The sequence below is a fragment of the Mesorhizobium sp. L103C131B0 genome (assembly GCF_000502275.1).
Classification (GTDB): Bacteria; Pseudomonadota; Alphaproteobacteria; order Rhizobiales; family Rhizobiaceae; genus Mesorhizobium.
On record NZ_AYXC01000008.1, the window covers coordinates 144141 to 167445 of the forward strand.

18 protein-coding genes, 1 other RNA gene and 2 pseudogenes are annotated in these 23305 nt (G+C 63.7%); 18 read left to right on the plus strand and 3 right to left on the minus strand.

Going from position 1 to position 23305, the window contains the following annotated elements:
- Nucleotides 1-14 precede the first annotated feature (14 nt).
- Together X730_RS1000000168675 and X730_RS1000000168680 are read right to left on the minus strand one after the other, a co-directional pair.
- On the minus strand, nucleotides 15-1670 hold the full coding sequence (locus tag X730_RS1000000168675; protein WP_348633125.1) for a hydantoinase B/oxoprolinase family protein: 1656 nt from the start codon (nucleotides 1668-1670) through the stop codon (nucleotides 15-17).
- Between the two features lie 217 nt (nucleotides 1671-1887).
- A pseudogene (locus X730_RS1000000168680) lies at nucleotides 1888-4065 on the minus strand (hydantoinase/oxoprolinase family protein); the annotation flags it as partial.
- 162 nt (nucleotides 4066-4227) lie between these two features.
- Between X730_RS1000000168680 and X730_RS1000000166265 the strand changes: the two are divergent.
- The 6 genes and pseudogenes from X730_RS1000000166265 to X730_RS1000000168685 all read left to right on the plus strand — a co-directional run bounded on the left by X730_RS1000000166265 (nucleotide 4228) and on the right by X730_RS1000000168685 (nucleotide 7909).
- On the plus strand, nucleotides 4228-4425 hold the full coding sequence (locus X730_RS1000000166265; RefSeq protein WP_023668260.1) for a hypothetical protein: 198 nt from the start codon (nucleotides 4228-4230) through the stop codon (nucleotides 4423-4425).
- A gap of 208 nt (nucleotides 4426-4633) precedes the next feature.
- A complete protein-coding gene (locus tag X730_RS148670) occupies nucleotides 4634-5353 on the plus strand; it encodes a DnaJ family molecular chaperone (RefSeq protein WP_023826594.1) in 720 nt (239 codons plus the stop codon).
- Nucleotides 5350-6117 (plus strand): N-acetylmuramoyl-L-alanine amidase, encoded by a 768-nt coding sequence (locus X730_RS148665; RefSeq protein ID WP_023826595.1) that lies wholly within the window; start codon nucleotides 5350-5352, stop codon nucleotides 6115-6117. Before X730_RS148670 ends, X730_RS148665 begins: the two co-directional genes overlap by 4 nt.
- Nucleotides 6118-6301: 184 nt before the next feature.
- Nucleotides 6302-7006: a transglycosylase SLT domain-containing protein gene (locus X730_RS148660; protein ID WP_023682146.1), complete on the plus strand. Its 705-nt coding sequence runs from the start codon at nucleotides 6302-6304 to the stop codon at nucleotides 7004-7006.
- 50 nt (nucleotides 7007-7056) lie between these two features.
- An RNA gene (gene rnpB, locus X730_RS1000000165355) (RNase P RNA component class A) lies at nucleotides 7057-7454 on the plus strand.
- A gap of 90 nt (nucleotides 7455-7544) precedes the next feature.
- Nucleotides 7545-7909, plus strand: a pseudogene (locus X730_RS1000000168685) (type II toxin-antitoxin system ParD family antitoxin).
- An 85-nt stretch (nucleotides 7910-7994) separates the two neighbouring features.
- Here X730_RS1000000168685 and X730_RS148655 read toward each other — a convergent pair.
- On the minus strand, nucleotides 7995-9110 hold the full coding sequence (locus tag X730_RS148655) for a cystathionine gamma-lyase (protein ID WP_023826596.1): 1116 nt from the start codon (nucleotides 9108-9110) through the stop codon (nucleotides 7995-7997).
- Between the two features lie 399 nt (nucleotides 9111-9509).
- On the opposite strand from X730_RS148655, the gene mraZ reads away from it, so the two are divergent.
- The 12 genes from mraZ to murB are packed head-to-tail and all read left to right on the plus strand — an operon-like array spanning nucleotide 9510 to nucleotide 23226.
- Nucleotides 9510-9983: a division/cell wall cluster transcriptional repressor MraZ gene (gene mraZ / locus X730_RS148650; protein ID WP_023690870.1), complete on the plus strand. Its 474-nt coding sequence runs from the start codon at nucleotides 9510-9512 to the stop codon at nucleotides 9981-9983.
- Nucleotides 9980-10996: a 16S rRNA (cytosine(1402)-N(4))-methyltransferase RsmH gene (rsmH, locus tag X730_RS148645; protein ID WP_023668268.1), complete on the plus strand. Its 1017-nt coding sequence runs from the start codon at nucleotides 9980-9982 to the stop codon at nucleotides 10994-10996. Before mraZ ends, rsmH begins: the two co-directional genes overlap by 4 nt.
- Before the next feature lie 4 nt (nucleotides 10997-11000).
- Nucleotides 11001-11393, plus strand: coding sequence for a hypothetical protein (locus tag X730_RS148640; RefSeq protein WP_023668269.1), 393 nt, complete (start codon nucleotides 11001-11003; stop codon nucleotides 11391-11393).
- A 14-nt stretch (nucleotides 11394-11407) separates the two neighbouring features.
- Nucleotides 11408-13132, plus strand: coding sequence for a penicillin-binding protein 2 (locus X730_RS148635; protein ID WP_031197060.1), 1725 nt, complete (start codon nucleotides 11408-11410; stop codon nucleotides 13130-13132).
- Between the two features lie 54 nt (nucleotides 13133-13186).
- Nucleotides 13187-14641 carry a UDP-N-acetylmuramoyl-L-alanyl-D-glutamate--2,6-diaminopimelate ligase gene (locus tag X730_RS148630; protein WP_023826598.1) on the plus strand — a complete coding sequence of 485 codons (1455 nt, stop codon included), beginning with the start codon at nucleotides 13187-13189 and terminating at the stop codon, nucleotides 14639-14641.
- Nucleotides 14638-16071 (plus strand): UDP-N-acetylmuramoylalanyl-D-glutamyl-2,6-diaminopimelate--D-alanyl-D-alanine ligase, encoded by a 1434-nt coding sequence (locus X730_RS148625; RefSeq protein WP_023826599.1) that lies wholly within the window; start codon nucleotides 14638-14640, stop codon nucleotides 16069-16071. The genes X730_RS148630 and X730_RS148625 overlap by 4 nt, the downstream gene beginning before the upstream one ends.
- A gap of 18 nt (nucleotides 16072-16089) precedes the next feature.
- Nucleotides 16090-17172 carry a phospho-N-acetylmuramoyl-pentapeptide-transferase gene (gene mraY, locus X730_RS148620; protein WP_023668273.1) on the plus strand — a complete coding sequence of 361 codons (1083 nt, stop codon included), beginning with the start codon at nucleotides 16090-16092 and terminating at the stop codon, nucleotides 17170-17172.
- Nucleotides 17173-17180: 8 nt separating this feature from the next.
- Complete coding sequence (murD, locus tag X730_RS148615) at nucleotides 17181-18581, plus strand: UDP-N-acetylmuramoyl-L-alanine--D-glutamate ligase (RefSeq protein WP_023826600.1); 1401 nt, start codon at nucleotides 17181-17183, stop codon at nucleotides 18579-18581.
- Nucleotides 18581-19732: a putative lipid II flippase FtsW gene (gene ftsW / locus X730_RS148610; RefSeq protein WP_023668275.1), complete on the plus strand. Its 1152-nt coding sequence runs from the start codon at nucleotides 18581-18583 to the stop codon at nucleotides 19730-19732. Before murD ends, ftsW begins: the two co-directional genes overlap by 1 nt.
- Before the next feature lies 1 nt (nucleotide 19733).
- Nucleotides 19734-20858: an undecaprenyldiphospho-muramoylpentapeptide beta-N-acetylglucosaminyltransferase gene (gene murG / locus X730_RS148605; protein WP_023821777.1), complete on the plus strand. Its 1125-nt coding sequence runs from the start codon at nucleotides 19734-19736 to the stop codon at nucleotides 20856-20858.
- Entirely contained in the window at nucleotides 20858-22264 is a 1407-nt protein-coding gene (gene murC / locus X730_RS148600) for a UDP-N-acetylmuramate--L-alanine ligase (RefSeq protein WP_023668277.1), read from the plus strand. Before murG ends, murC begins: the two co-directional genes overlap by 1 nt.
- On the plus strand, nucleotides 22261-23226 hold the full coding sequence (gene murB / locus X730_RS148595) for a UDP-N-acetylmuramate dehydrogenase (RefSeq protein ID WP_031197062.1): 966 nt from the start codon (nucleotides 22261-22263) through the stop codon (nucleotides 23224-23226). Before murC ends, murB begins: the two co-directional genes overlap by 4 nt.
- The last annotated feature ends 79 nt before the right edge of the window (nucleotides 23227-23305 follow it).

A 23305-nucleotide genomic window follows, 5' to 3' on the forward strand; every position in this document is an offset into this window, starting at 1 on the left:
CTGTTGACGCGAGTTCAGGCCTTGCCAAATCCCCCCGGTGTCGGCGTCGTCAGGATGACGGCGTCGCCGGCGTCGAGCACGGTCTGGTCGCAGGCCTTCAGCGTCTCGACGCTGCCGTCGTTGCGCCGCACCTTGGTCGAGCCGACCTCGCCAGCGCCGCCGCCGTCGAGGCCTTGCGGCGGGCGGTTGCGGTGCGAGGACAGGATGGCGCATTCCATCTTTTCGAGGAAACGGATCGTCCGCCTGGTGCCGTCGCCGGCGCTCCATTCGCCTTTGCCGCCGGAGCCTTCGCGAATGTGAAAATCCTCGAGCAGCACGGGAAAGCGCAGTTCCAGCACCTCCGGGTCGGTCAGGCGCGAATTGGTCATGTGGGTGTGGACGCCGGATGTGCCGGCAAAGCCGCGGCCGGAGTTCATCCGGCCTGCCGGCGAACCGGAGCAGATGGTCTCGTAATACTGGTACTGCTTGTTGCCGAAGGTCAGGTTGTTCATCGTGCCTTGCGCGTTGGCCATGGCACCCATGGCGCCGAACAGGGCGTTTGTGACATGCTGCGAGGTCTCGACATTGCCGGCGACGACGGCGGCGGGGTAGGCGGGCTTCAGCATCGAGCCGTCGGGGATGATGATGTTGATCGGCCGCAGGCAGCCGGCATTCATCGGGATCATGTCCTCGACCATGACACGGAAGGCATAGAGCACGGCTGCGCGGGCGACGGGCTCGGGCGCATTGAAATTGTTCTTCTCGACCTTCGAGGTGCCGGTGAAGTCCACGGTCGCCTCGCGCTTTTGCCGATCGACGGTAATCTTCACCTTGATCACCTGGCCGGTGTCGGTCGGGTATTCGTACTCGGAACTATCGGGCAGCCGCTCCAGCACGCGGCGCACGCTTTCGGCGGCGTTGTCCTGGACATGACCCATATAGGCTTCGACGACGTCGAGGCCGAAATGGCCGACCATCTTGCGCAATTCCGCCACGCCCTTTTCATTCGCGGCGATCTGCGCCTTTAGGTCGGCGATGTTCTGGTGTGGGTTGCGGGCAGGGTAGGGGTGGTCGGTGAGCAGCGTTTGCAACTCCGCCTCGCGGAATTTTCCACGATCGACAACGCGGAAATTGTCGAACAGCACGCCTTCCTCGTCGACCGTGGTGGCAAGCGGCGTCATCGAGCCGGGGGCAGTGCCGCCGATATCGGCATGATGGCCGCGTGAGGCTACGTAGAAGATTACTTCCTCCCCCCTTGAGGGGGAGGTGGCGGCGGAGCCGCCGGAGGGGGGCGTTGCGGCAGTGCTCGACGCTCTTGTGGTGCCTTCTGAGAGGACCCCACCCGGCCGCTGCGCGGCCACCCTCCCCTCAAGGGGGAGGGAAAACACCGGCGTCACCACGGTGATGTCGGGCAGATGCGTGCCGCCATTGTAAGGTGCGTTCAGCGCAAAGACGTCGCCGGGGTGGATGTCGCCGGAGTTCAGCCGGATGATGGTTTCGACCGAGCGATCCATTGAGCCGAGATGCACCGGCATGTGCGGCGCGTTGGCGACCAGCGCGCCGTGGCGGTCGAAGACGGCGCAGGAGAAATCCAGCCTTTCCTTGATGTTGACGGAATAGGCGGTGTTCTGCAGCGTGACGCCCATCTGTTCGGCGATCGACATGAAGAGGTTGTTGAAGACCTCCAGCATCACCGGATCGGCTTCGGTACCGAGGGCAGCCGTGCGAACTTTCCGTTCGGTGCGGCGGATGACGACGTGATTGAGGTTGGTGATTTCGGCCCGCCAGCCCGGCTCGACGACGATGGTCTGGTTCNGTGCGGCGGATGACGACGTGATTGAGGTTGGTGATTTCGGCCCGCCAGCCCGGCTCGACGACGATGGTCTGGTTCGGCTCGATGATCAAAGCGGGGCCTGCGATCAGGTTGGATGGGCGCAGATTTTCGCGACGATGGATGCCGGCCTCATGCCAGCGGCCCTCGGTGTAGATGCGCCGCGTTCCGGACGCACCCGCTTCAACCCTTGCCGGTCCGGCGGGCGCAACGGCTTCGGCCGTGGTCTCGACGATCTCGGCGCCTTCCACGGCAACGGTCTCGACGATCATCGGCTTGTCGTCATAGACGAACCCGAACTGCGCCTTGTGGGCGATTTCGAAATCGCGCCTGGCCTGGAAGATCGAGTCGCCTTCGAAATTCACCGGCAGCGTGGTGTCGGTGCCGTCATAGCGGATGTGCAGCACCGGCTTTGCCGCAATCTTGTCCTCGGCGATGCCTTGCGCTGCCAATTCGGCGATGACGGCTTTTTTCAACGTGCCGATGAGGCTGCCGATCTCGGTCCTGGATTCTTCGGCAAGCGGCTTCAGCAGCGCCTGCTGCCGCGACGCGAAAACCGACGACAGGCCGATACCATAGGCTGAGAGCAGACCGGAGAAGGGGTGGATCAGTACCGCCTCCATGCCGAGCGCGTCGGCAACCAGGCAGGCATGCTGGCCGCCGGCGCCGCCAAAACAGTTCAAGAGATATTCGGTGACATCGTAGCCGCGCTGCACGGAAATCTTCTTGATGGCGTTTGCCATGTTTTCCACCGCAATGGTAACGAACCCTTCGGCGACGGCTTCCGGCGTGCGGCCATCGCCGATTTCGGCGGCCAGCGCAGCGAATTTTTTATGCACGGCGGCGACGTCCAGCGGCTGGTCCTGGCCGGGTCCGAAAATCGCCGGAAAGAAATCGGGCTGCAGCTTGCCCAGCATGACATTGGCGTCGGTGACGGCAAGCGGGCCGCCGCGCCGGTAGGCGGCGGGGCCGGGATTGGCGCCGGCGGAATCCGGGCCGGCGCGGAAACGGCCGGCTTCGTAATGCAGGATCGAGCCGCCGCCGGCAGCGACGGTATGGATGCGCATCATCGGCGCGCGGATGCGCACGCCGGCGACCTCGGTGTCGAAGGCGCGCTCATACTCGCCGTCAAAATGGGCGACATCGGTGGAGGTGCCCCCCATGTCGAAGCCGATGACTTTCTCGAAACCGGCGAGTTTCGCCGTTTCGACCATGCCGACGACACCGCCAGCCGGGCCGGACAGCAGCGCGTCCTTGCCCTGAAACATGTCGGCGGCGGTAAGCCCGCCCGACGACATCATGAACATCAGGCGAGGGTTCTCCCTCCCCCTCGAGGGGAGGGTGGCGGCGAAGCCGCCGGGTGGGGTCGCCGCGGCAGTGCTCGACGCTTTGGTGGTGCCTCCTGAGAGAACCCCCTCTGTCGGCTTTGCGGCCTGCCCTTCGCTATGGCTCCGGGCGTTCGTCGCTGAAAAAGCCAAATCATCGGCTTTTTCTCGGCCTTTGGCCGACCGCTCCTCACCCCCCACAAGTGGGGAGACTGGCATCGCGCCCAGTTCTCCCGCCACCCTTTGCACATAGCGCGACAGGATCGGCGACAGATAAGCATCGACCACGGTAGTGTCGCCGCGGCCGACCAGCTTGATCAGCGGCGAGACCTCATGGCTGACCGAGACTTGGCTGAACCCGATCTTGCGGCAGACTTTCGCCACCGCCTTCTCGTGGTCGGGATATTTCCAGGCATGCATGAAGACGATGGCCACCGCATCGATGCCGTCAGCCTTCGCCTGTTCGATGGCGGGGCGGCAGGCGGCGATGTCGAGCAAGCGCTCGACCTCGCCATTGGCGCGCACGCGTTCGTCGATCTCGATGACCCGCTCGTAGAGCTGTTCCGGAAGGATGATCTCCTTGGCGAAGATGTCCGGCCGCGCCTGATAGGCGATCTTCAGCGCATCGCGAAAGCCCTTGGTGATGAGCAAAAGCACACGGTCGCCCTTGCGCTCCAGCAGCGCGTTAGTGGCAACGGTGGTACCCATCTTGACGTCACCGACCAGGCCCGGAGGAATAGCGGTGCCGGATTTCAGCCCCAGAAGCTCGCGGATGCCGGCTAGGGCCGCATCGGGATAGGCTTCGGGATTTTCCGACAGGAATTTCCTGGGATGCAAACCGCCTTGCGGATCACGTCCGATCACGTCGGTGAAGGTGCCGCCGCGGTCGATCCAAAAATCCCATTTCTTGTCCACGCAGAACTCCGGCATTGCATTTGGGTCCAGACTGTTAGTTCGGCATCGCCCGGCCCGCAATCGGTAGTGCGCGGATGTTACATCAGGAAACGCAACGTTACGAAACTCATGGCCGTTTGATGCATTTTGCCTTCGACCGTTCACCGCAACGTGAGCGTGTGTTGAAGGAGAGATGTCATGAAAAAGCTCATTCTTGCTTCCGTTTCCGCCCTGGCCCTGTTCGGCGTTGCCGCCTGCAGCGACAGCGGTACGGATAACACCACCACCCAGAGCACCAATCCGCCAGCCGCCGAGCCCATGAAGCCGGCGACGCCGGATGCACCGAAGCCTGCAGAACCGGCTCCGGCAACACCTGCTCCTGCCCCCGCGCAGTAGCAGCAGTCTCGGTCACTTTGACGTGACGAGAGAGGAGGCCGGCTTCGCGCCGGCCTTCCTGCGTTTAGGCGATTCGGGGGCTCAAGGGCCTTGAACCGGCTCTTTCCTACGGTTTGGGATCTGGCGCGTCGGTTGCTTGCGCAAATCGATCCACTCTGCGGCGCTGTCTTGGCTTGATAGCAATGGCCGGCGGCCCTAATAAGCGCTCATGTCGATTTGGGATCGCCTCGGCGACTTCATCAACCGCGTTTCATCTTCAGCCACGTCCGGTGTAGCCGATGTGGTCGAGGCCGTGCGCACGGTTTTCTCCGGTGACGCCGATCTGCGCCGGCGCGTCGCCTTCTCTGTGGCGATGATTGCGCTGTCGGCCAAGATGGCCAAGGCCGATGGCATCGTCACCCAGGACGAGGTTCGCGCGTTCCAGGAAATATTTGAGGTGCCGCGAGAACAGACCCGCAATGTGGCGCGGCTTTACGATCTGGCCAAGCGCGACGTCGCCGGGTTCGAGACCTATGCCGAGAGTATGGCGCAGATGTGCGGCTCGGGCCATTCGAACTGCGTCATGCTGGAAGACATACTCGACGGTCTGTTCCATATCGCCAAGGCGGATGGGCTGGTGCATGAGCGCGAAGGGATTTTCCTGCACCGTATTGCCGAGATTTTCCGCATCGACGAGGTGCACTACGAAGCCATCATGGCCAGGCACGTCAATCTCGGCGCCGGCGATCCCTATATCGTGCTCGGCATTGAGCGCGGCAAATCGTTCGAGGAGGTCAGGAAGCGATACCGCAAGCTGGTCTCCGACAATCATCCGGACCGGCTGATCGCGCGCGGCCTGCCGCAGGAATTCATCAAGATTGCAACGACCAGGGTCGCGGCGATCAACGCGGCCTATGAAATGATCGAGCGGGGCCTCAGGCACGCATGAGCGGCTTCCCGCCCGACGAGCCAAGCGCGGAGGTCAGGGTATCGCCGAATTTCGGCCCGCGGCGCGAAACGCTCAGGCCCGACATGATCGTGCTGCACTATACCGGCATGGCGACTGGTGCTGCCGCGGAAGCCTGGTTGTGCGACCCCGCAAGCGAAGTCTCGTCGCACTACCTCGTCCATGAGGACGGCCGCATTATCCAGATGGTGCGCGAAAGCGACCGCGCCTGGCACGCCGGTGCAAGTTCCTGGTTCGGTCGTCGCGACATCAACTCCTGTTCGGTCGGCATCGAAATCGTCAATCCCGGCCATTTGCTCGGCTATTCGGCCTTTCCCAAGCGGCAGGTGGAAGCGGTGATCGGGCTTTGCCTTGGTATCATCGAACGCCATTCCATTACGGCGCAAAGGGTGCTTGCCCATTCCGACATCGCGCCGGGGCGCAAGATCGACCCGGGCGAGAAATTCCCCTGGAATGCGCTGTTTGCGGCCGGGGTCGGCCATCTCGTGCCTGCGGCGCCGGTCCGGCGCGGCGCGGTGCTGAAAGCCGGCGATACCGGCGCCGAGGTCGAGGCACTGCAGTCGATGCTGGCGCTCTATGGCTATGGCGTCGAGATATCAGGTGTCTTCGACCGCCAGACCGAAATCGTCGTCGAAGCTTTTCAGCGGCATTTCCGACCGCGCCGGGTGGATGGTGTCGCCGACGGCTCTACGTCTAGCACGCTGCAAAGCCTGCTGACTTCCCTTAGGTCAGTTGCCTCTAAATAATCTTTTTCTGATATTCAAGTTACAGCCTGTCACTGAAAGTGAATTGCCTCGCCTTGTTCGACACAAATTCCGCCCTCAAAGGCGGTTCGTGCAAGTTATCGGACCTCCAGCCCCCCGGATGCTCCGATATTGATTAGGCGTTGCTGCGTGAAGATCTTCGCGCGGCCAAACAGAACAGGACCACATGCAGAAATTGACCGTTGTAACGGCAGCTATTGCTGCCGGAGTAATGACTTTTGCCTTCAGCACGGCCGATGCCGCACCACTGAGCCAGAGGGCAGACCAGGGCTTCATCGCCGCACCCGCCAAGGCCACCATGACGAAGGCAAACCCGAAAGCAAAAAGGGCAACCACCGCGAAAGTGCGCAAAGCAGCCGTGGTGAAGGCCAGAAAAGCCACGGCCAAGAGGCATTTTAAGCGCAACAGGAAGAGCGTCGACCTGACGACGACCGCATCGATCCGCCCAAGCACCGCTGCGGAGTCGACTGCGGCAGCCGCGCTTGGCGGCCAGTATTCGGCAATCATTGCCCGCTATGCCGCGGCCGAAGGCGTGCCGGTGTCGCTGGCCCAGGCGGTCATCAAGATCGAGAGCAACTACCGGCCGAACATCGTCGGCGGCGCGGGTGAAATCGGCCTGATGCAGATCAAGCCGGCAACGGCGCGGATGATGGGTTATAGCGGCTCCGCCAAGGGTCTGTTCGATCCCGACACCAACATCAAATACGGCATGAAGTACCTTGCCATGGCGCGCAATCTCGGCGGCGGCACCACCTGCGGCACGATCCTGAAATACAATGCCGGCCATGCCGCGACGAGGATGAACCCGGTGTCGGCGGCCTATTGTGGCAAGGTCAAGGTGCAGTTGGCGGCATTGGGATCGCCGGCATAAGTCTGCTTTTTCATTTGCGTTTTGGAACGTGAACCCCTTTATACGCTCTGCCAGCTGGCCGGGCGGCCGCACCCGCAAAGCCGAAAGGCTGCGGGTGAGGAAAGTCCGGGCTCCATGGAAACACGGTGCCGGTTAATGGCCGGCGGGGGCGACCCCAGGGAAAGTGCCACAGAAAGCAAACCGCCACGATTTATCGGGGCAAGGGTGAAAGGGTGGGGTAAGAGCCCACCGCGCGACTGGCAACAGGAGCGGCACGGTAAACCCCACCGGGAGCAAAACCGAATAGGGACGGTGCGAGGGGAAACCTTCGAGGGCTGTTTCCGGCTCACCGTCCGGGTAGGTTGCGTGAGGCGCATGGCAACATGCGCCCAAGATGAATGGCCGCCACGTTCTCGCCCCGAAAGGGGCGAGGGCCATACAAAACCCGGCTTACAGGCCAGCTGGCAATTTCTCCCCCATATCGCGATTAATCCTTTGGATCAGCAGTCTGCGCCTTCGGGCGCAGCTGGCGATTCAGGTGCTTGAGCGATTGAATCAACTGCACCGGGCGGGTCGAGACAAACGCAGCATCACGCTTTCGCCGGAACTGGCGGCGGCGGTCGACGATGTCGTGGCCGCCGGCGAATACGCCTCGGCCAGCAAGTCATCCGTGATGCGCTGCGGCAATGGAAAGACCGCCGCGACCTGCTCGGCTACACGGTCGAGGAACTGCGCAGGCTGGTTCAGGAGGGGATTTACAGCGGAACGGGACGATTTGCGTCGATGGACGAGATCAAAGCCGAAGCACGTAAGGACAGGTTGTCTGACGACCTTGAGAGCGGGAGGATAGACGGACCTCTGTTCATGAAGCGCTTGCGAGCCAAATATGCCGCAGTGACTGAGGCAAGGGACTCGAAGAAGTGAGATCGCTTCAGAGGTTGACGCTGCCCCTCATCCCCCTGCCGGGACCTTCTCCCCGTACAGTGACGGGGAGAAGGGGCAAGCCGCCTCAGACGCCGATCTTGTCCAGCGATGCCTCGATCGCCTGCCAGAGTTCTTCCACCGGCTCGCAGCCCACCGACAGGCGCACGAAGCCGGGCGGAACCGAATCTCCTCGCTTGGCCCGCCGCTCGGCGGAGGTGTGGACACCCCCGAACGACGTTGCCGCCTGCATCAGCGTGCAGTTGTTGATGAAATCCTCGGCCTTGTCTTCGGAAGCGAGTTCGAAGGACACGAGGAAGCCGAAGCGCTCCATCTGCGCCCGGGCGAGGTTGTGCGACGGGTCGCCCTCCAGCCCGGGGTAGCGCAAGCCGCTAACGGCGCGATGGTCTTTCAGGCGCTTCGCGATCACCTCGGCAGAAGAACACATGCGGTCGAAGCGTACGTCCAGCGTCTCCAGGCCGCGATGCACCAGCCAAGCGTCGAACGGGCCGGGAATGCCGCCCGCGGTCTCGCGCCAGCCGGTGACGTCCGCGATGATGTCTGGATTGCGGCTGGCGACATGGCCGAACAGCACGTCGGAATGCCCATTGGCCGCCTTGGTGTCGGCAGCAACGACAATGTCGGCGCCGAGATCGAGCGGACGCTGGCCGAACGGCGTCATCGTGGTGTTGTCGACGACGACGATCGCGCCCGCTTGGTGCGCGGCCTCGGTGACGGCTGTGATGTCGCAAATGTCCAATCGCGGATTTGACGGGGTTTCAACGTAGACAAGGCGGTAGCCGTCGAAGCCGCCGTCGAGGAATGTAGCTGTCGGCCGCAGATCATAGGCGACGCCGAAGGGCTTGAGGAAACGTTCGGCCAGCGCGCGTGTGGCATGGTAGCCGTCCGAAGGCAAAAGCACGCGGTCGCCGGATTTCAACAGGCCGAAAAACACCGCCGAGATTGCCGCCATTCCTGAGGGGAAGCCGACGCATGGCGCGTCTTCGAGATGCGCCAGCATGTGCTCGACTGCATCCCAGGTGGCGTTGCTGTAACGGCCGTACTGACTGTAGCCGGCGCCGTCGCCCGGGTTGTGGAAAATAGCGGCCATGGTCAGCGGCAATGGGATGGGGTCGCCTTTGGCAAGTCCGTCGCGACGCAGATGGGCAAGGGAGGCCGCGCGGGACCTGGCTGTTTCGGACATGGATTTCTGACCTTGTTGCTCAGCGAAAAGACTGACGACGCTATTCGCGGCAGTGATGCGCGGCAAGCCGCTTCCGCTTGGGCCAGCCCGCTCTAAACGGTTCGTTAGGCTTAATGGGAGATAAAGACGGGAGTGTTGTCAGAGCTCTCACCGGTTGTGGCGCGCGCGTTTGTGAAGCCTGTTCCCGTTGACGCCCATAGTGCCCCATGATATCCCATTTCGATACCAAAGCCTTCGTTCCGCGTCAGGGTAAAGCGTACGCCAATCGGGCAGCCGCGGCGGCTGTGCGTTTGCGGGGTTTTGCCGCTGGGATCGAAGCGGATTTTCGGCAGGGGACGCGCTTCGGCGCGGACGAAAACATGGAGAGGGGTGCGGCGGCGGAAGCGGCTGCAGCGTGTCATGGACCGGTTTCTGTCAAGCGCGGTGAACAGGATCGATGCGAAGGGGCGGGTCTCCGTTCCGGCGCATTTCCGCGCTGTCGTGCAGAAACGCGGCTATTCGGAGCTCTACGCGCTGCGCGGACTGGACGTGCCTGCGATGGACGTCGGCGGCCTCGATCTGCTCGACCGCTACGAACAGCGCATCGCGCTGGAAGACCCTTTTTTGCAGACGGCGGACGATATGTCGTTCTTCTGCCATGGCGACGGGACGTTCCTGAAGCTCGATCAGGATGGCCGCATCACGATGAGCGATTTCATCCGCGAGCATACGGGCATCACAAGCGAAGTGGCCTTTGTCGGCCGTGGCAATTTCTTTCAAGTTTGGGAGCCTGGACGGCTGGCCGCCTATGGGGCGCAGGCGCGGGCCCGGCTTTTGCAGCTTCGGCAGGGGACGAAGGCTCACGAGGGCAAGGCTGGGGAGCGGCCGGAATGATGGCGGATCACGGCGATGATCTCAGCGCCGTTGGCGGACCGGTCCGCCACATTCCGGTCCTCCTTGCCGAAGTGCTGGAAGCGCTCTCGCCCAAAGAAGGCGATGTGATCGTCGACGGCACGTTCGGCGCCGGCGGCTACACCAAGGCGATCCTGGCGAGCGGCGCCTCGGTGGTGGCGATCGATCGCGATCCCGATGCGATTGCCGCCGGGCGCGGCCTGGAACAGCAATCCGGCGGCAGGCTGAGGCTGGTGCAGGCGCCGTTCTCGACGCTGGACGAACAGGTCGAAAGCGCCGACGGCGTTGTCCTCGACATCGGCATTTCCTCCATGCAGGTCGACCAGCCCGAGCGCGGCTTTTCGTTCCGCACGGACGGGCCGCTCGACATGCGCATGGCGCAGGCGGGTTTGAGTGCTGCCGACGTCGTCAATTCGTTCAAGATAGGCGACCTTGCCCGCATCTTCGGCTTCCTCGGCGAAGAGCGTAACGCCGGGCGCATTGCCCGCATGATCGAGAGCCGCCGCGAAAAACGGTTGTTTGAGCGTACGCTTGATCTCGCCGACGCCATCGAGACGCATATCGGCCGCGCGCCGAAAGACAAGATCCATCCGGCCACCCGCGTCTTCCAGGCGCTGCGCATTTTCGTCAATGACGAGCTGGGCGAATTGGCCAAAGCCCTAATGGCATCCGAGCGGGTATTGAAGCCCGGCGGGCGGCTTGCCGTGGTGACGTTCCACTCGCTGGAAGACCGCATCGTCAAGCGCTTCATCGCCGACCGCGCCGATGTCGCCACCGGCTCACGTCATTTGCCTGAGGCGCACGTGCGCACCGCGACCTTCAGCAAGGCTGGTGGCGGCGTGACGGCAGGCGATGCCGAAGTCGCTGCCAATCCGCGGGCGCGCTCGGCCAGGCTGCGTGCCGCCATCCGCACCGAGGCGCCGGCGCGCGCCGGTGATCTCACCGTTTTCGGACTTCCAAAACTTCCCGGCATCCAGGCGCCGCGAGAGAGGTGAATACGTGTTTCGAACCAGCGACATAGTCCTGATCGCCGTCATGGTCTCGGCCGCGGCCCTAACCTACAAGGCCAAGCGCGAGGCCGAGGAACAGCTGGCTTCGGTGCAGAAGATCGAGGCGCAGATCCGCTATGAGGAGGACACGATCGACCTGCTCAAGGCCGACTGGAGCCTGCTGACCCAGCCGTCGCGCCTGCAGAAGCTGGCTGAAATCTACAAAGCGCAGCTCGCACTCGAGCCGGTCAATGCGCGGCAGATCGTCGGGCTCGACGACCTGCCGGCAAAACCGCTCAACATCGAGGACCTGTCGTCGCAACGGCTTGGCGGCATGGCCGACAATTCCGGCAAAGGACCAGCCGACAAGGATCCCGTGGTCACCGGAGCCATCGTCCAATGATCGCTGGATTTCCAATGCGCGCCAAATTTCCGTCGGTCGGCAAATTGCTGAAGCGCCGCGCACGGACCGGCGAGGACGGCTCCATCGTCGTCGAAGGCGCGCGCAAGGCGACCGGCGGCAAGGCCAAGACCCGCATCGTGATGACGATGGCGGTGTTCTTCGGCATCTATTCGACCATCGCCGGGCGGCTGGTCTATCTCGGTTTCCAGTCCCCCGACATGTCGAATGGGCCGCAAAGCCGGGTGACGGCGTCGCGTCCCGACATCGTCGACCGCAACGGCGAGGTGCTGGCGACCGACATCAAGACGGCATCGCTGTTTGCCGAGCCGCGCCGCATCGTCGATGCCGACGAGGCGATCGAAAAGCTGTCGACCATTCTGCCAGATATCGACCCCGAGCAGACCTATCACAAGCTGAAGAGCGGCGCCGGCTTCGTCTGGCTGCAGCGGCAGCTGACGCCCAAGCAGCAGGCCGACATCATGCAGCTCGGCATTCCCGGCATCGGCTTTCGCACCGAAAAGCGCCGCTTCTATCCGGCCGGCGTGACCTCGTCCTACATTGTCGGCCTCACCAACATCGACAATCAGGGCATCTCCGGCATGGAGAAATACATTGACGAGCAGGGCCTGAGCGACCTGCAGGCCTCAGGCTTGGCGATCGCCAAGGATCTGAAGCCGGTTCAGCTGTCGATCGACCTGCGCGTCCAGCATGTGGTGCGCGACGAGATTGCCGCCGGCCTCGAGCGCTATCGCGCCATGGGCGCAGGCGCCGTCGTGCTCAACATCAAGACCGGCGAAGTGGTGGCGATGGCCTCGGTGCCGGATTTCGATCCGAACAATCCCTTCAATGCGCAGGACAAGGACCGCCTGAACCGCATGTCGGCCGGCCTCTACGAGATGGGCTCGACCTTCAAGAGCTTTACCTCGGCCATGGCGCTCGATTCCGGCAAGGCGAACATGAACAGCCGTTTCGACGCCTCGCATCCGATCCGGGTCGGCCATCAGGCCATTCACGATTTCCACGGCAAGAACCGCGTGCTGTCATTGCCGGAGGTGTTCCTTTACTCCTCCAATATCGGATCGGCGCGTGAGGCCGAAATGGTCGGCATCGAGGGGCACCGCGAATTCCTGCATCGCCTTGGCCTTCTGGACAGGATGCAGACCGAACTGCCTGAGGTCGCGCGCCCGACCGAACCGAAGGTCTGGAAACAGGTCAACTCCTTCACCATCGCCTTCGGCCATGGCGTGTCGACGACGCCGCTGCAGGCCGCCGTCGGCTGCGCGGCGCTGATGCAGGGCTATTTGATCCCGCCGACTTTCCTGGTCCGCAGCGAGCAGGATGCCATGGCGGTGGCCAAGAGAGTGGTCAGCGAAAAGACTGTGGAGGGCATGCGCTACCTCTACACGCTCAATGCCGAGAAGGGCTCGGCCAGAAACGCCAGGGCCCCCGGCTACCGCGTTGGCGGCAAGACCGGAACGGCCGAGAAGGTGATCAATGGCCGCTACTCGAAGGAACTGAATTTCAACACCTTCGTCGCTGCCTTCCCGATGGACGATCCGCAATATCTGGTGTTTACGATCGCTGACGCTCCGCACCCGGAAAAGCCCGGGATGACCGACGTCGCCGCCAACAATGCGGGTGTCATGGCCGGAAACATCATCAGGCGGGCAGCCGCCATGCTTGGCGTGAAGCCAGATTTCAGCCATGAAAATGGCGCAACGCTGGTTTCCTATCAGTGATTCTTAGGGCGCGCCGGCAACTGCGCGCCATTTTGTTGAGATAAACGGGGTTCGATGCACCTGAGAGATTTAGCCGGTATCCTGCCTGTCGAGGGAACATCTTCCCGCGATGTGGAGGTAACCGGGATTTCGTCGGATTCCCGCACGGTCAAGACCGGCGTGGTCTTTTTCGCGCTCGCCGGCAGCAAGGCGGATGGTTCGGCCTATGCCGCCGATGCGGCAAAGCGCGGCGCAGCGGCGGTTGTCGTGGGCAAGGCCAGCGCCGTTTCCGGCCTGTCCGTCCCGGTGCTCAGCGTCGACGACCCACGCCTGGCGCTGGCGCTGAGCGCGGCACGTTTCTTCGGCAGCCAGCCGGAGACCATGGTCGCGGTTACCGGCACCGCAGGCAAGACCTCGGTCGCCGCCTTCACCAGGCAGATCTGGGAGCAGGCCGGCTTTGCCGCCGCGTCCATTGGCACCACCGGCGTGGTGGCGCCGGGCCGCAACGATTACGGTTCGTTGACCACACCCGATCCAGTGGCTTTGCACCAGTTGCTCAAGGAATTGGCGGAGGCCGGCGTCACACACGCCTCGATGGAGGCTTCCAGCCATGGTCTCGACCAGCGCCGTCTCGATGGCGTCAAGCTCGCCGCTGGCGGTTTCACCAATCTCGGCCGCGACCATATGGACTATCATCCGACGGTCGAGGACTACCATCGCGCCAAATTGCGCCTGTTCGACACGCTGCTGCCGAAAGGCGCGCCGGCGGTCATCTTTGCCGACGATCCGTGGTCGGCGCCGACCATCCAGGCTGCGCAGGCCGCGGGGCTCAATGTGCTGACTGTCGGCCGCCATGGCGATTTCCTGCGCCTGAAGCGGGTCGAGCACGAGCGCCACCGCCAGCGCGCCGAGGTCGAAGCTGACGGCGTGCTCTACGAGATCGACCTGCCGCTCGCCGGCGACTTCCAGATCGCCAATGCCCTGGTTTCGGCCGGGCTGGCCATTTCCACCGGAACGCCGGTCGCCAAAGCTTTGATGGCGTTGGAGAAACTTCAGGGGGCACCGGGACGGCTCGACCTTGTCGGCGCCACCGCCAATGGCGCGCCCGTCTATGTCGACTATGCCCACAAGCCGGATGCGCTGGAAAATGTGCTGGCCGCGGTGCGCCCGTTCACCACCGGCCGCGTCATCGTCGTGTTCGGCTGCGGCGGCGACCGCGACCGGGGCAAGCGGCCGATCATGGGCGGAATCGCCACGCGGCTGGCCGACGTCGTCATCGTCACCGACGACAATCCGCGCTCGGAAGTGCCGGAAACGATCCGTGCCGCGATCCTGGCAGCCGCGCCCCGCGCGATTGAAATCGGCGACCGCCGCAAGGCTATCCACGAAGCGGTCGCCATGCTCAAAGCGGGCGATACGCTGATCGTTGCCGGGAAGGGCCATGAAGAGGGCCAGACCATCGGCGCCGAGACGTTTCCCTTCTCCGACCACGAGGAAGTCCGCTCGGCGCTGCGGGAGCGGGCCGCATGAGCGTGCTCTGGACTTCCGAGGCGCTGGTCGACGCCATGGGCGGTCGGCCGCTCGGGCCGATGCCGGAGGGAATTTCGGGGATCTCGATCGACAGCCGCAGCCTGCAGCCGGGCGACGCCTTCTTCGCCATCAAGGGCGAGGCGATGGACGGCCATGACTTCGCGACCGCGGCGATCAAGGCCGGCGCCGGCGTGCTGGTCGTTGCCGAAGGCAAGTTGCCGTCGCTCGGGCGGCTGACGGCGCCGATGATCGTCGTGCAGGATGTGCTGGCAGCACTGGAGAAACTCGGTGTTGCCGCCCGCGCCCGTTCCAACGCAAAAATCATCGCGGTGACCGGATCGGCCGGCAAGACCACCACCAAGGAGGCGCTGCGTCATGTGCTGTCGGCCGTCGGCACTGTGCATGCCTCGGCGCAGTCCTTCAACAATCATTGGGGCGTTCCGCTGACGCTGGCGCGTATGCCGGATGATTGCGACTATGCGGTGTTCGAGATCGGCATGAACCATCCCGGCGAGATCCGGCCGCTGGTCAAGATGGTCCGGCCACATGTGGCCATCGTCACGATGATCGCCGCGGCGCATCTCGGCTTCTTTAGAAATCTCGACGAGATCGCCAAGGCCAAGGCCGAGATTTTTGAAGGCATCGAGCCCGGCGGTGCGGCCTTGCTCAACCGCGACGATGCGCGATGGAAGCTGCTCGACAAGATGGCGCGAGCCGCCGGCGTCGAACATGTCTTTGGCTTCGGCGAGAATGCACGGTCGACCTACAAGCTGACCAAATGCGAGCTGCATGCCGATCATTCCGACATCACCGCCAGGATCGGCGGGCAGGATGTGACGGCGCGCATCGGCGCGCCCGGCCGCCACATGGTACAGAACGTCCTGGCGGTGCTCGGCGCCGCGCATTTGGTTGAAGCCGACATCGGCAAGGTGGCCTTGGCACTGGCCGATCTGTCGGCCGAGCGTGGCCGTGGGAAGCGACATATGCTTCGCCACCCCAAGGGACCGATCACACTGATCGACGAGAGCTACAACGCCAATCCCTCCTCGATGGCTGCTGCCATGGCGCTGCTCAACGCGACGCCTGTCACGGGCGAGGGCCGGCGCATCGCCGTGCTCGGCGACATGCTCGAGCTCGGCGACCATTCGGCCAAGCTCCATGCAGCCCTTGCCGAGTTGATCGTCGGCACCGGCACAAACACGGTCTTTCTCGGCGGTCCGGAAATGCGGGCGCTGGCAGACATCCTGCCCGACGAGATCAAAACGGAATACCGCGCCGGCGCCGAGGAATTGAAGCCGCTGCTGTTGTCGACGCTGAAGGCCGGCGACGTGGTGATGATCAAATCGTCGAAAGGCATCGGCTTTTCAAAGCTGGTCGAGGCCTTGCTCGGCAAATATCCGGCGGAAGCCGCAGGCACGAAACAGAACTAGTCCGGGGAACGGAATCGTATGTTTACATTGCTCGTCGATTTTGCGGACAAGGTCTCGGTCTTCAATGTCTTCCGCTACATAACTTTCCGCACCGGCGGTGCGCTGATCACCTCGGCGCTGATCGTCTTCATCTTCGGGCCGACCATCATCAATTCGCTTAGGCTGCGGCAAGGCAAGGGCCAGCCGATCCGCGCCGATGGCCCGCAGACGCATTTCAAGAAGGCCGGCACGCCGACCATGGGCGGGCTGATGATCCTGTGCGGCATCGTCGGCTCGTCGCTTCTATGGGCGAACCTCTCCTCGATCTATGTCTGGGTGGTGCTCTTGGTGACGCTGGGCTTCGGTTCGATCGGCTTTTACGACGACTATCTCAAGGTAACCAAGCAGTCGCATCTCGGCTTTTCCGGCAAGGCGCGGCTGGCGTTGGAATTCGTCATCGCCGGCATCGCCGCCTGGGCGATCATGCATAATGGCCAGGCGCCGTTCTCATCGTCGCTGACTTTCCCCTTCGCCAAGGAATTCATCATCAATCTCGGCTGGTTCTTCGTGCCGTTCTCCTGCTTCGTCATTGTCGGCGCCGGCAATGCGGTGAATTTGACCGATGGCCTCGACGGGCTGGCGATCGTGCCGATCATGATCGCGGCGGCATCCTTCGGCGTTATTGCCTACCTCTCCGGCAATGCGGTGTTCGCCGAATATCTGCAGATTCATTTCGTGCCCGGCACCGGCGAACTGGCTGTCGTGCTTGGCGCCGTCATCGGCGCCGGCCTCGGCTTCCTCTGGTTCAACGCGCCACCGGCAGCGATCTTCATGGGCGACACCGGTTCGCTGGCCATGGGTGGCCTGATCGGTACGGTCGCGGTCGCCACCAAGCACGAGATCGTGCTGGTCATCGTCGGCGGATTGTTCGTCGTGGAAATCCTGTCGGTCATCATCCAGGTCGGCTACTTCAAGATGACCGGCAAGCGCGTCTTCCTGATGGCGCCTATCCATCATCATTTCGAAAAGCTCGGCTGGACCGAAAGCCAGGTGGTGATCCGCTTCTGGATCATCGCCGTCATCCTGGCGCTGGTCGGCCTGTCGACCCTCAAGCTGAGATAGGAACCCGCTTGATCCCCGCCGCATCCTTTTCGGGCAAACGCGTTTCGCTCTTCGGGCTCGGTGGCTCGGGGATCGCCACGGCGCGCGCGCTGATCGAGGGCGGCGCCGACGTGCTCGCCTGGGACGACAATCCCGATAGCGTCGCCAAGGCCGCTGGCCAAGGCATTGCGACCGCCGATCTGCGCGGCGCCGACTGGTCGAAATTCTCGGCCTTCGTGCTCTCGCCCGGCGTGCCGCTGACGCATCCCAAGCCGCACTGGACGGTGGAGTTGGCGCGTGGCTCCGGCGTCGAGGTGATCGGCGATATCGAATTGTTCTGCCGCGAGCGGATTGCGCGCGCGCCTGATGCGCCGTTCATCGCTATCACCGGCACCAACGGCAAGTCGACGACCACGGCGCTGACCGCGCATATCCTCAAATCGGCAGGGCGCGACACGCAGATGGGCGGCAATATCGGCCGGGCCATCATGACGCTCGATCCACCGCAGGCTGACCGGGACTATGTCGTCGAGTGTTCGTCCTACCAGATCGATCTCGCGCCCTCGATCAACCCGACGGCCGGCATCCTGCTCAACCTGACGCCCGACCATCTCGACCGCCACGGCACCATGCAGCACTACGCTTCGATCAAGGAGCGGCTGGTCGCCGGCAGCGAGACAGCCATTGTCGGCGTCGACGATAGCTGGTGCGCGCAGATCGCCGACCGGCTGGAGAGGGCGGGCCGACAGGTGATCCGCATCTCCAAGCGGCTGCCGCTGACCGACGGTTATTTCGCCGATGGCTCCGATCTGATGGAAGCCGTGCATGGCCGTTACAGCCGCGTCGCCTTCCTCGAAGGCATCGGTTCGTTGCGCGGCCAGCACAATGCGCAGAACGCGCTTGCCGCCGTCGCCGCCTGCCTCAGGGTCGGCTTGAGCCTCGGCGAGATCCAGACGGGACTGGAAAGCTTTCCCGGGTTGGCGCATCGCATGGAGCAGGTCGGCCGCAAGGATCATGTGCTGTTCGTCAACGATTCCAAGGCGACCAATGCCGATGCGGCGGCACCCGCGCTGTCGAGCTTCCTGCGCATCTACTGGATCGCCGGCGGACTGCCCAAGGAAGGCGGGATCGAGCCGCTGCGCGGTTTCTTCCCGCGCATCGCCAAGGCCTATCTGATCGGCGAGGCGGCGCCCGCGTTCTCGGCGACGCTCGGCGAAGCCGTGCCCTATGAAATCTCGGGCACGCTGGCCGCCGCGGTCGACCATGCCGCGAAAGACGCGGCCAAGGATGACAGCGGCGAGGCGGTGGTGCTGCTGTCGCCGGCCTGCGCCAGTTTCGACCAGTTCAAGAATTTCGAAGTTCGCGGCGAAGCCTTCAGGCAAGCTGCGAATGCTATCGAGGGCGTGAAACCCATCGGAGGGGCACGATAATGCAAAGCCGTCTCGACAAAAGCCCGGTTGCAACCTGGTGGTGGACGATCGATCGCTGGTTCCTGGCGGCGTTCCTGTCACTGATGGGGCTTGGCATCGTCTTGTCCTTTGCGGCAAGCCCGGCGGTGGCCGAACGCATCGGCCTCGACAGTTTCCACTTTGCCACCAGGCAGATCATCTTCACCGTGCCGGCGCTCGGCGTGATGCTGGCAGTGTCCTTCCTGGAATCGCGGCAGATCCGGCGCATGGCGCTGATCATCCTGGGCATCATGCTGGTGCTGATGGTGGCCGTGCTCTATATCGGCGTCGAAGTGAAAGGCGCACGGCGCTGGGTGTCGTTTGTCGGCATGTCGATCCAGCCGTCGGAATTCCTGAAACCCGCCTTCGTCATCGTCTGCGCCTGGCTGTTCGCAGAACACAAGCGCCAGCCCGACATTCCGGGCAATTTGTTTGCCATGCTGCTGCTAATCCTGGTCATCTCGCTTCTGGTGGCGCAGCCCGATCTCGGCCAGACCATGCTGGTGACCGGCACCTGGGGCGTCATGTTCTTCATGGCCGGCCTGCCCTGGCTATGGATCATCGCGCTTGGCGCCACCGGCGCCGGCGGCCTGTTTGCCGCTTATACGGTGTTCCCGCACGTCGCCGCCCGCATCGACAAATTCCTGACCGGCGAAGGCGACACGTTCCAGGTCGACATGGGCCGCGAGGCGCTGATCAACGGCCACTGGTTCGGCGTCGGGCCGGGCGAGGGCACGGTCAAGCGGGTCATTCCCGACGCGCATGCCGACTTCGTCTTTTCGGTCGCCGGCGAAGAGTTCGGGCTGATCATGTGCTTCTTCATCATGTCGATCTTCGCCTTCATCGTGCTGCGCGGCCTCAGCACGGCGCTGAAGGAACATGATGATTTCACCCGCTACGCCGTCGGCGGTCTCGTCACCGTGTTCGGCCTGCAGTCGGTCATCAACATGTGCGTCAACCTGCAACTGATGCCGGCCAAGGGCATGACGCTGCCTTTCATCTCCTATGGCGGCTCCTCGCAGATCGCCATTGCCATCTCGATGGGCATGGTGCTGGCGCTGACCCGCAAGCGACCGGAAAAGCGCAAGCAGATGGGCTTTGCCCTGTCGCAGCGCGCCCTGCCGGCGGAGTGATATGGCGCGGGGTGTCATCCTTCTCGCGGCGGGCGGAACAGGCGGACATTTGTTTCCGGCCGAGGCGCTGGCGCATGAGCTGATCGAGCGCGGCTGGAGCGTGCATCTGGCGACGGACGACCGCGCCGAGCGCTTTGCCGGCCATTTCCCGGCCGCCGCCATCCATCCGATCCAGTCGGCGACGATGGGCTCGAAAAACCCTGTCGCGCTGCTTGGCGCGTTCTGGAAGATCTGGCGCGGCGTGCGCCAGGCCTCCGCCGTCATCGCCAGGATCAAGCCTGATGCGGTCGTCGGCTTTGGCGGTTATCCGACCTTGCCACCGCTCTATGCCGCGACGCGGCGCAAGCTGCCGACGCTGATCCATGAGCAGAACGCGGTGATGGGCCGCGCCAACCGGGCGCTGTCCGGGCGCGTCGATGCCATTGCCGGCGGCTTCCTGCCGCAAGATGAAAGTGCCACAGGCGCCAAGACGGTGACGACAGGCAATCCGGTCAGGCCGCCAATCCTGGAGGCGGCCAAGACGCCCTACACCGCATCCAAAGGGGCGGATCCGTTCAGGCTCCTGGTGTTCGGCGGCAGCCAGGGCGCGCAGTTCTTTTCCGACGCCATGCCGACGGCGATCGCACTTCTGCCGGAGGCGCAGCGCAAGCGGCTGGTGATCACCCAGCAGGCCCGCGCCGACGACGTGGCGCGGGTGAAGGCTGGCTATGCGGCACTCGGCGTCCATGTCGAGGTCTCGCCCTTCTTCACCGATATGGCACAGCGCATGGGCGCGGCGCATCTGGTGATCTCGCGCTCCGGCGCCTCGACGGTTTCGGAGATCGCCGTCATCGGCCGGCCGGCGCTGCTGGTGCCTTATCCCTATGCGCTGGATCACGATCAGGCGGCGAACGCAGCCGCCCTTGCCGCGGCGGGCGGCGGCGAGGTGCATCCGCAATCGTCACTGTCGCCGGAGCGCATCGCGGCTCTCATTGGCGGGCTGATGGACACTCCCGAGCGGCTGACGGCCATGGCTGCCGGAGCGAAGTCGGCTGGCCGGCCCAACGCGGCACGGTTGCTCGCTGATCTCACAGAGGCTATTGCGTCCAGAAAAACCGTTTCGGATTTCAGGAAAGGGACGCATTGATGAAGATGCCGCAGACCATCGGCCTTGTGCATTTCATCGGCATTGGCGGCATCGGCATGAGCGGCATCGCCGAGGTTCTGCACAATCTCGGCTACAAGGTGCAGGGTTCGGACCAGGCCGACAGCGCCAATGTCCAGCGGCTGCGCGACAAGGGCATCGAATGCTTTGTCGGCCACAAGGCCGAGAATATCGGCGCGGCCGAAGTGGTGGTCGTCTCCACCGCGATCAAGAAATCGAATCCCGAGCTGAAGGCCGCGCGCGAAAAACTGCTGCCGATCGTGCGCCGGGCCGAGATGCTGGCCGAACTGATGCGCTTCCGCCAGGCGGTCGCGATCGGTGGCACGCATGGCAAGACCACAACCACGTCGATGGTGGCGACGCTGCTCGATGCCGGCGGGCTCGACCCGACGGTGATCAATGGCGGCATCATCAATGCCTATGGCACCAATGCCCGTATGGGCGATGGCGAGTGGATGGTGGTCGAAGCCGACGAAAGCGACGGCACCTTCCTCAAGCTGCCGGCCGAGATCGCCGTCGTCACCAACATCGATCCCGAGCATCTCGACCATTATGGCAGTTTCGACAAGGTGCGCGAGGCGTTCCGGCAATTCGTCGAGAACGTGCCGTTCTACGGCTTTGGCGTGATGTGCACCGACCATCCCGAGGTGCAGGCGTTGGTCAGCCGCATCGAGGACCGCCGCGTCATCACCTATGGCGAGAACGCGCAGGCCGATGTGCGTTTCACCAACCACCGCATGGCCGGTGCCGTCTCGGCATTCGACGTGGTGATCCGCGACCGCAAGACCGGCGGCCAGACGACGATATCTGATCTGCGGCTGCCGATGCCCGGCCGCCACAACGTCTCCAACGCCACCGCCGCAATCGCGGTCGCGCATGAACTCGGCCTGTCGGCCGAAGCGATCAAGAAAGGGCTGTCGTCCTTTGCCGGCGTCAAGCGGCGCTTCACCCACACCGGCTCGTGGAACGGCGTCGACATCTTCGACGATTACGGCCACCACCCGGTCGAGATCACGGCGGTGTTGAAAGCGGCGCGCAGTGCCACCAAGGGCCGCGTCATCGCAATTGCGCAGCCGCACCGCTTCACTCGGCTGCACGATCTGTTCGACGAATTTTCGGTCTGTTTCAACGATGCCGACACCGTGATGGTGGCGCCGGTCTATGCGGCGGGCGAGGAGCCGATCGACGGCGTGACCTCGGAGGCGCTGGTGTCGCGCATCCGCTCCGGGGGCCATCGCGATGCGCGCTACGTCGAAACCCCTGCCGCGATTTCGCCCGTCATCCGCGCGTTGGCGAAACCGGGCGACTTCGTCATCTTCCTGGGCGCCGGCAACATCACCCAATGGGCCTATGCGCTGCCTGGGGAACTCGGCGGTACCGTCTCATGATGCGCGGCCAGGACCTGCTCGACAAACTTGGCGACCGGCTTGCCGGCCTGCGCGGCCGCATCACGCCCAATGCCGAGATGGACAAGATCACATGGTTCCGCGCCGGCGGTCTGGCGGACGCCCTGTTCCAGCCGGCCGACGAGGAGGATCTGGCTGCCTTCCTGCGCGCCGTGCCGGAGGACATCCCGCTCACCATCGTCGGTGTCGGCTCCAACCTCCTGGTGCGCGACGGCGGCATTCCGGGTTTCGTCATCCGGCTTTCGGCCAAGGGTTTTGGCGAGGCCGAGGTGGTTTCGCCGACCGTCATCAAGGCCGGTGCTGCGACGCCCGACAAGCGCGTCGCGGCCGTCGCTTATGAGGCCGGCATTGGCGGCTTTCATTTCTATCACGGCATTCCCGGCGCCATCGGCGGGGCGCTGAGGATGAATGCCGGCGCCAATGGCGTCGAGACGCGGGAACGTGTCGTCGAGGTGCGGGCGCTCGACCGCAAGGGCAATCTCCACACCCTCAGCAATGACGACATGGGCTATGCCTATCGTCACTCGGCCGCACCTGCCGGGCTGATCTTCACCTCCGCCGTTTTCGAAGGTGTTCTGGAAGACCCGGAGGCGATCAAGGCGGCCATGGACGCCGTCCAGACGCATCGCGAGACGGTGCAGCCGATCCGCGAGAAGACCGGCGGCTCGACCTTCAAGAATCCGGAAGGCACCTCGGCCTGGAAGGAAATCGACAAGGCCGGCTGCCGCGGGCTGATGATCGGCGGCGCGCAGATGTCGCCGATGCACTGCAACTTCATGATCAGCACCGGAACAGCGACCGGATACGACCTCGAATATCTCGGCGAGACGGTGCGCGCCCGCGTGCTTGAAAATTCAGGCATCCGCCTGCAGTGGGAAATCAAGCGGCTCGGCAATTTCCGCCCCGGCCATGCCGTGCAGGAATTCCTCGGACAGCTTCTTTAGCGCAAGCTGAAGTTCATGTGATGCTTGAACTTCAAACGGTCTGAAACAACAGCGCCACCGTTGCTCCAAAGACTCACAA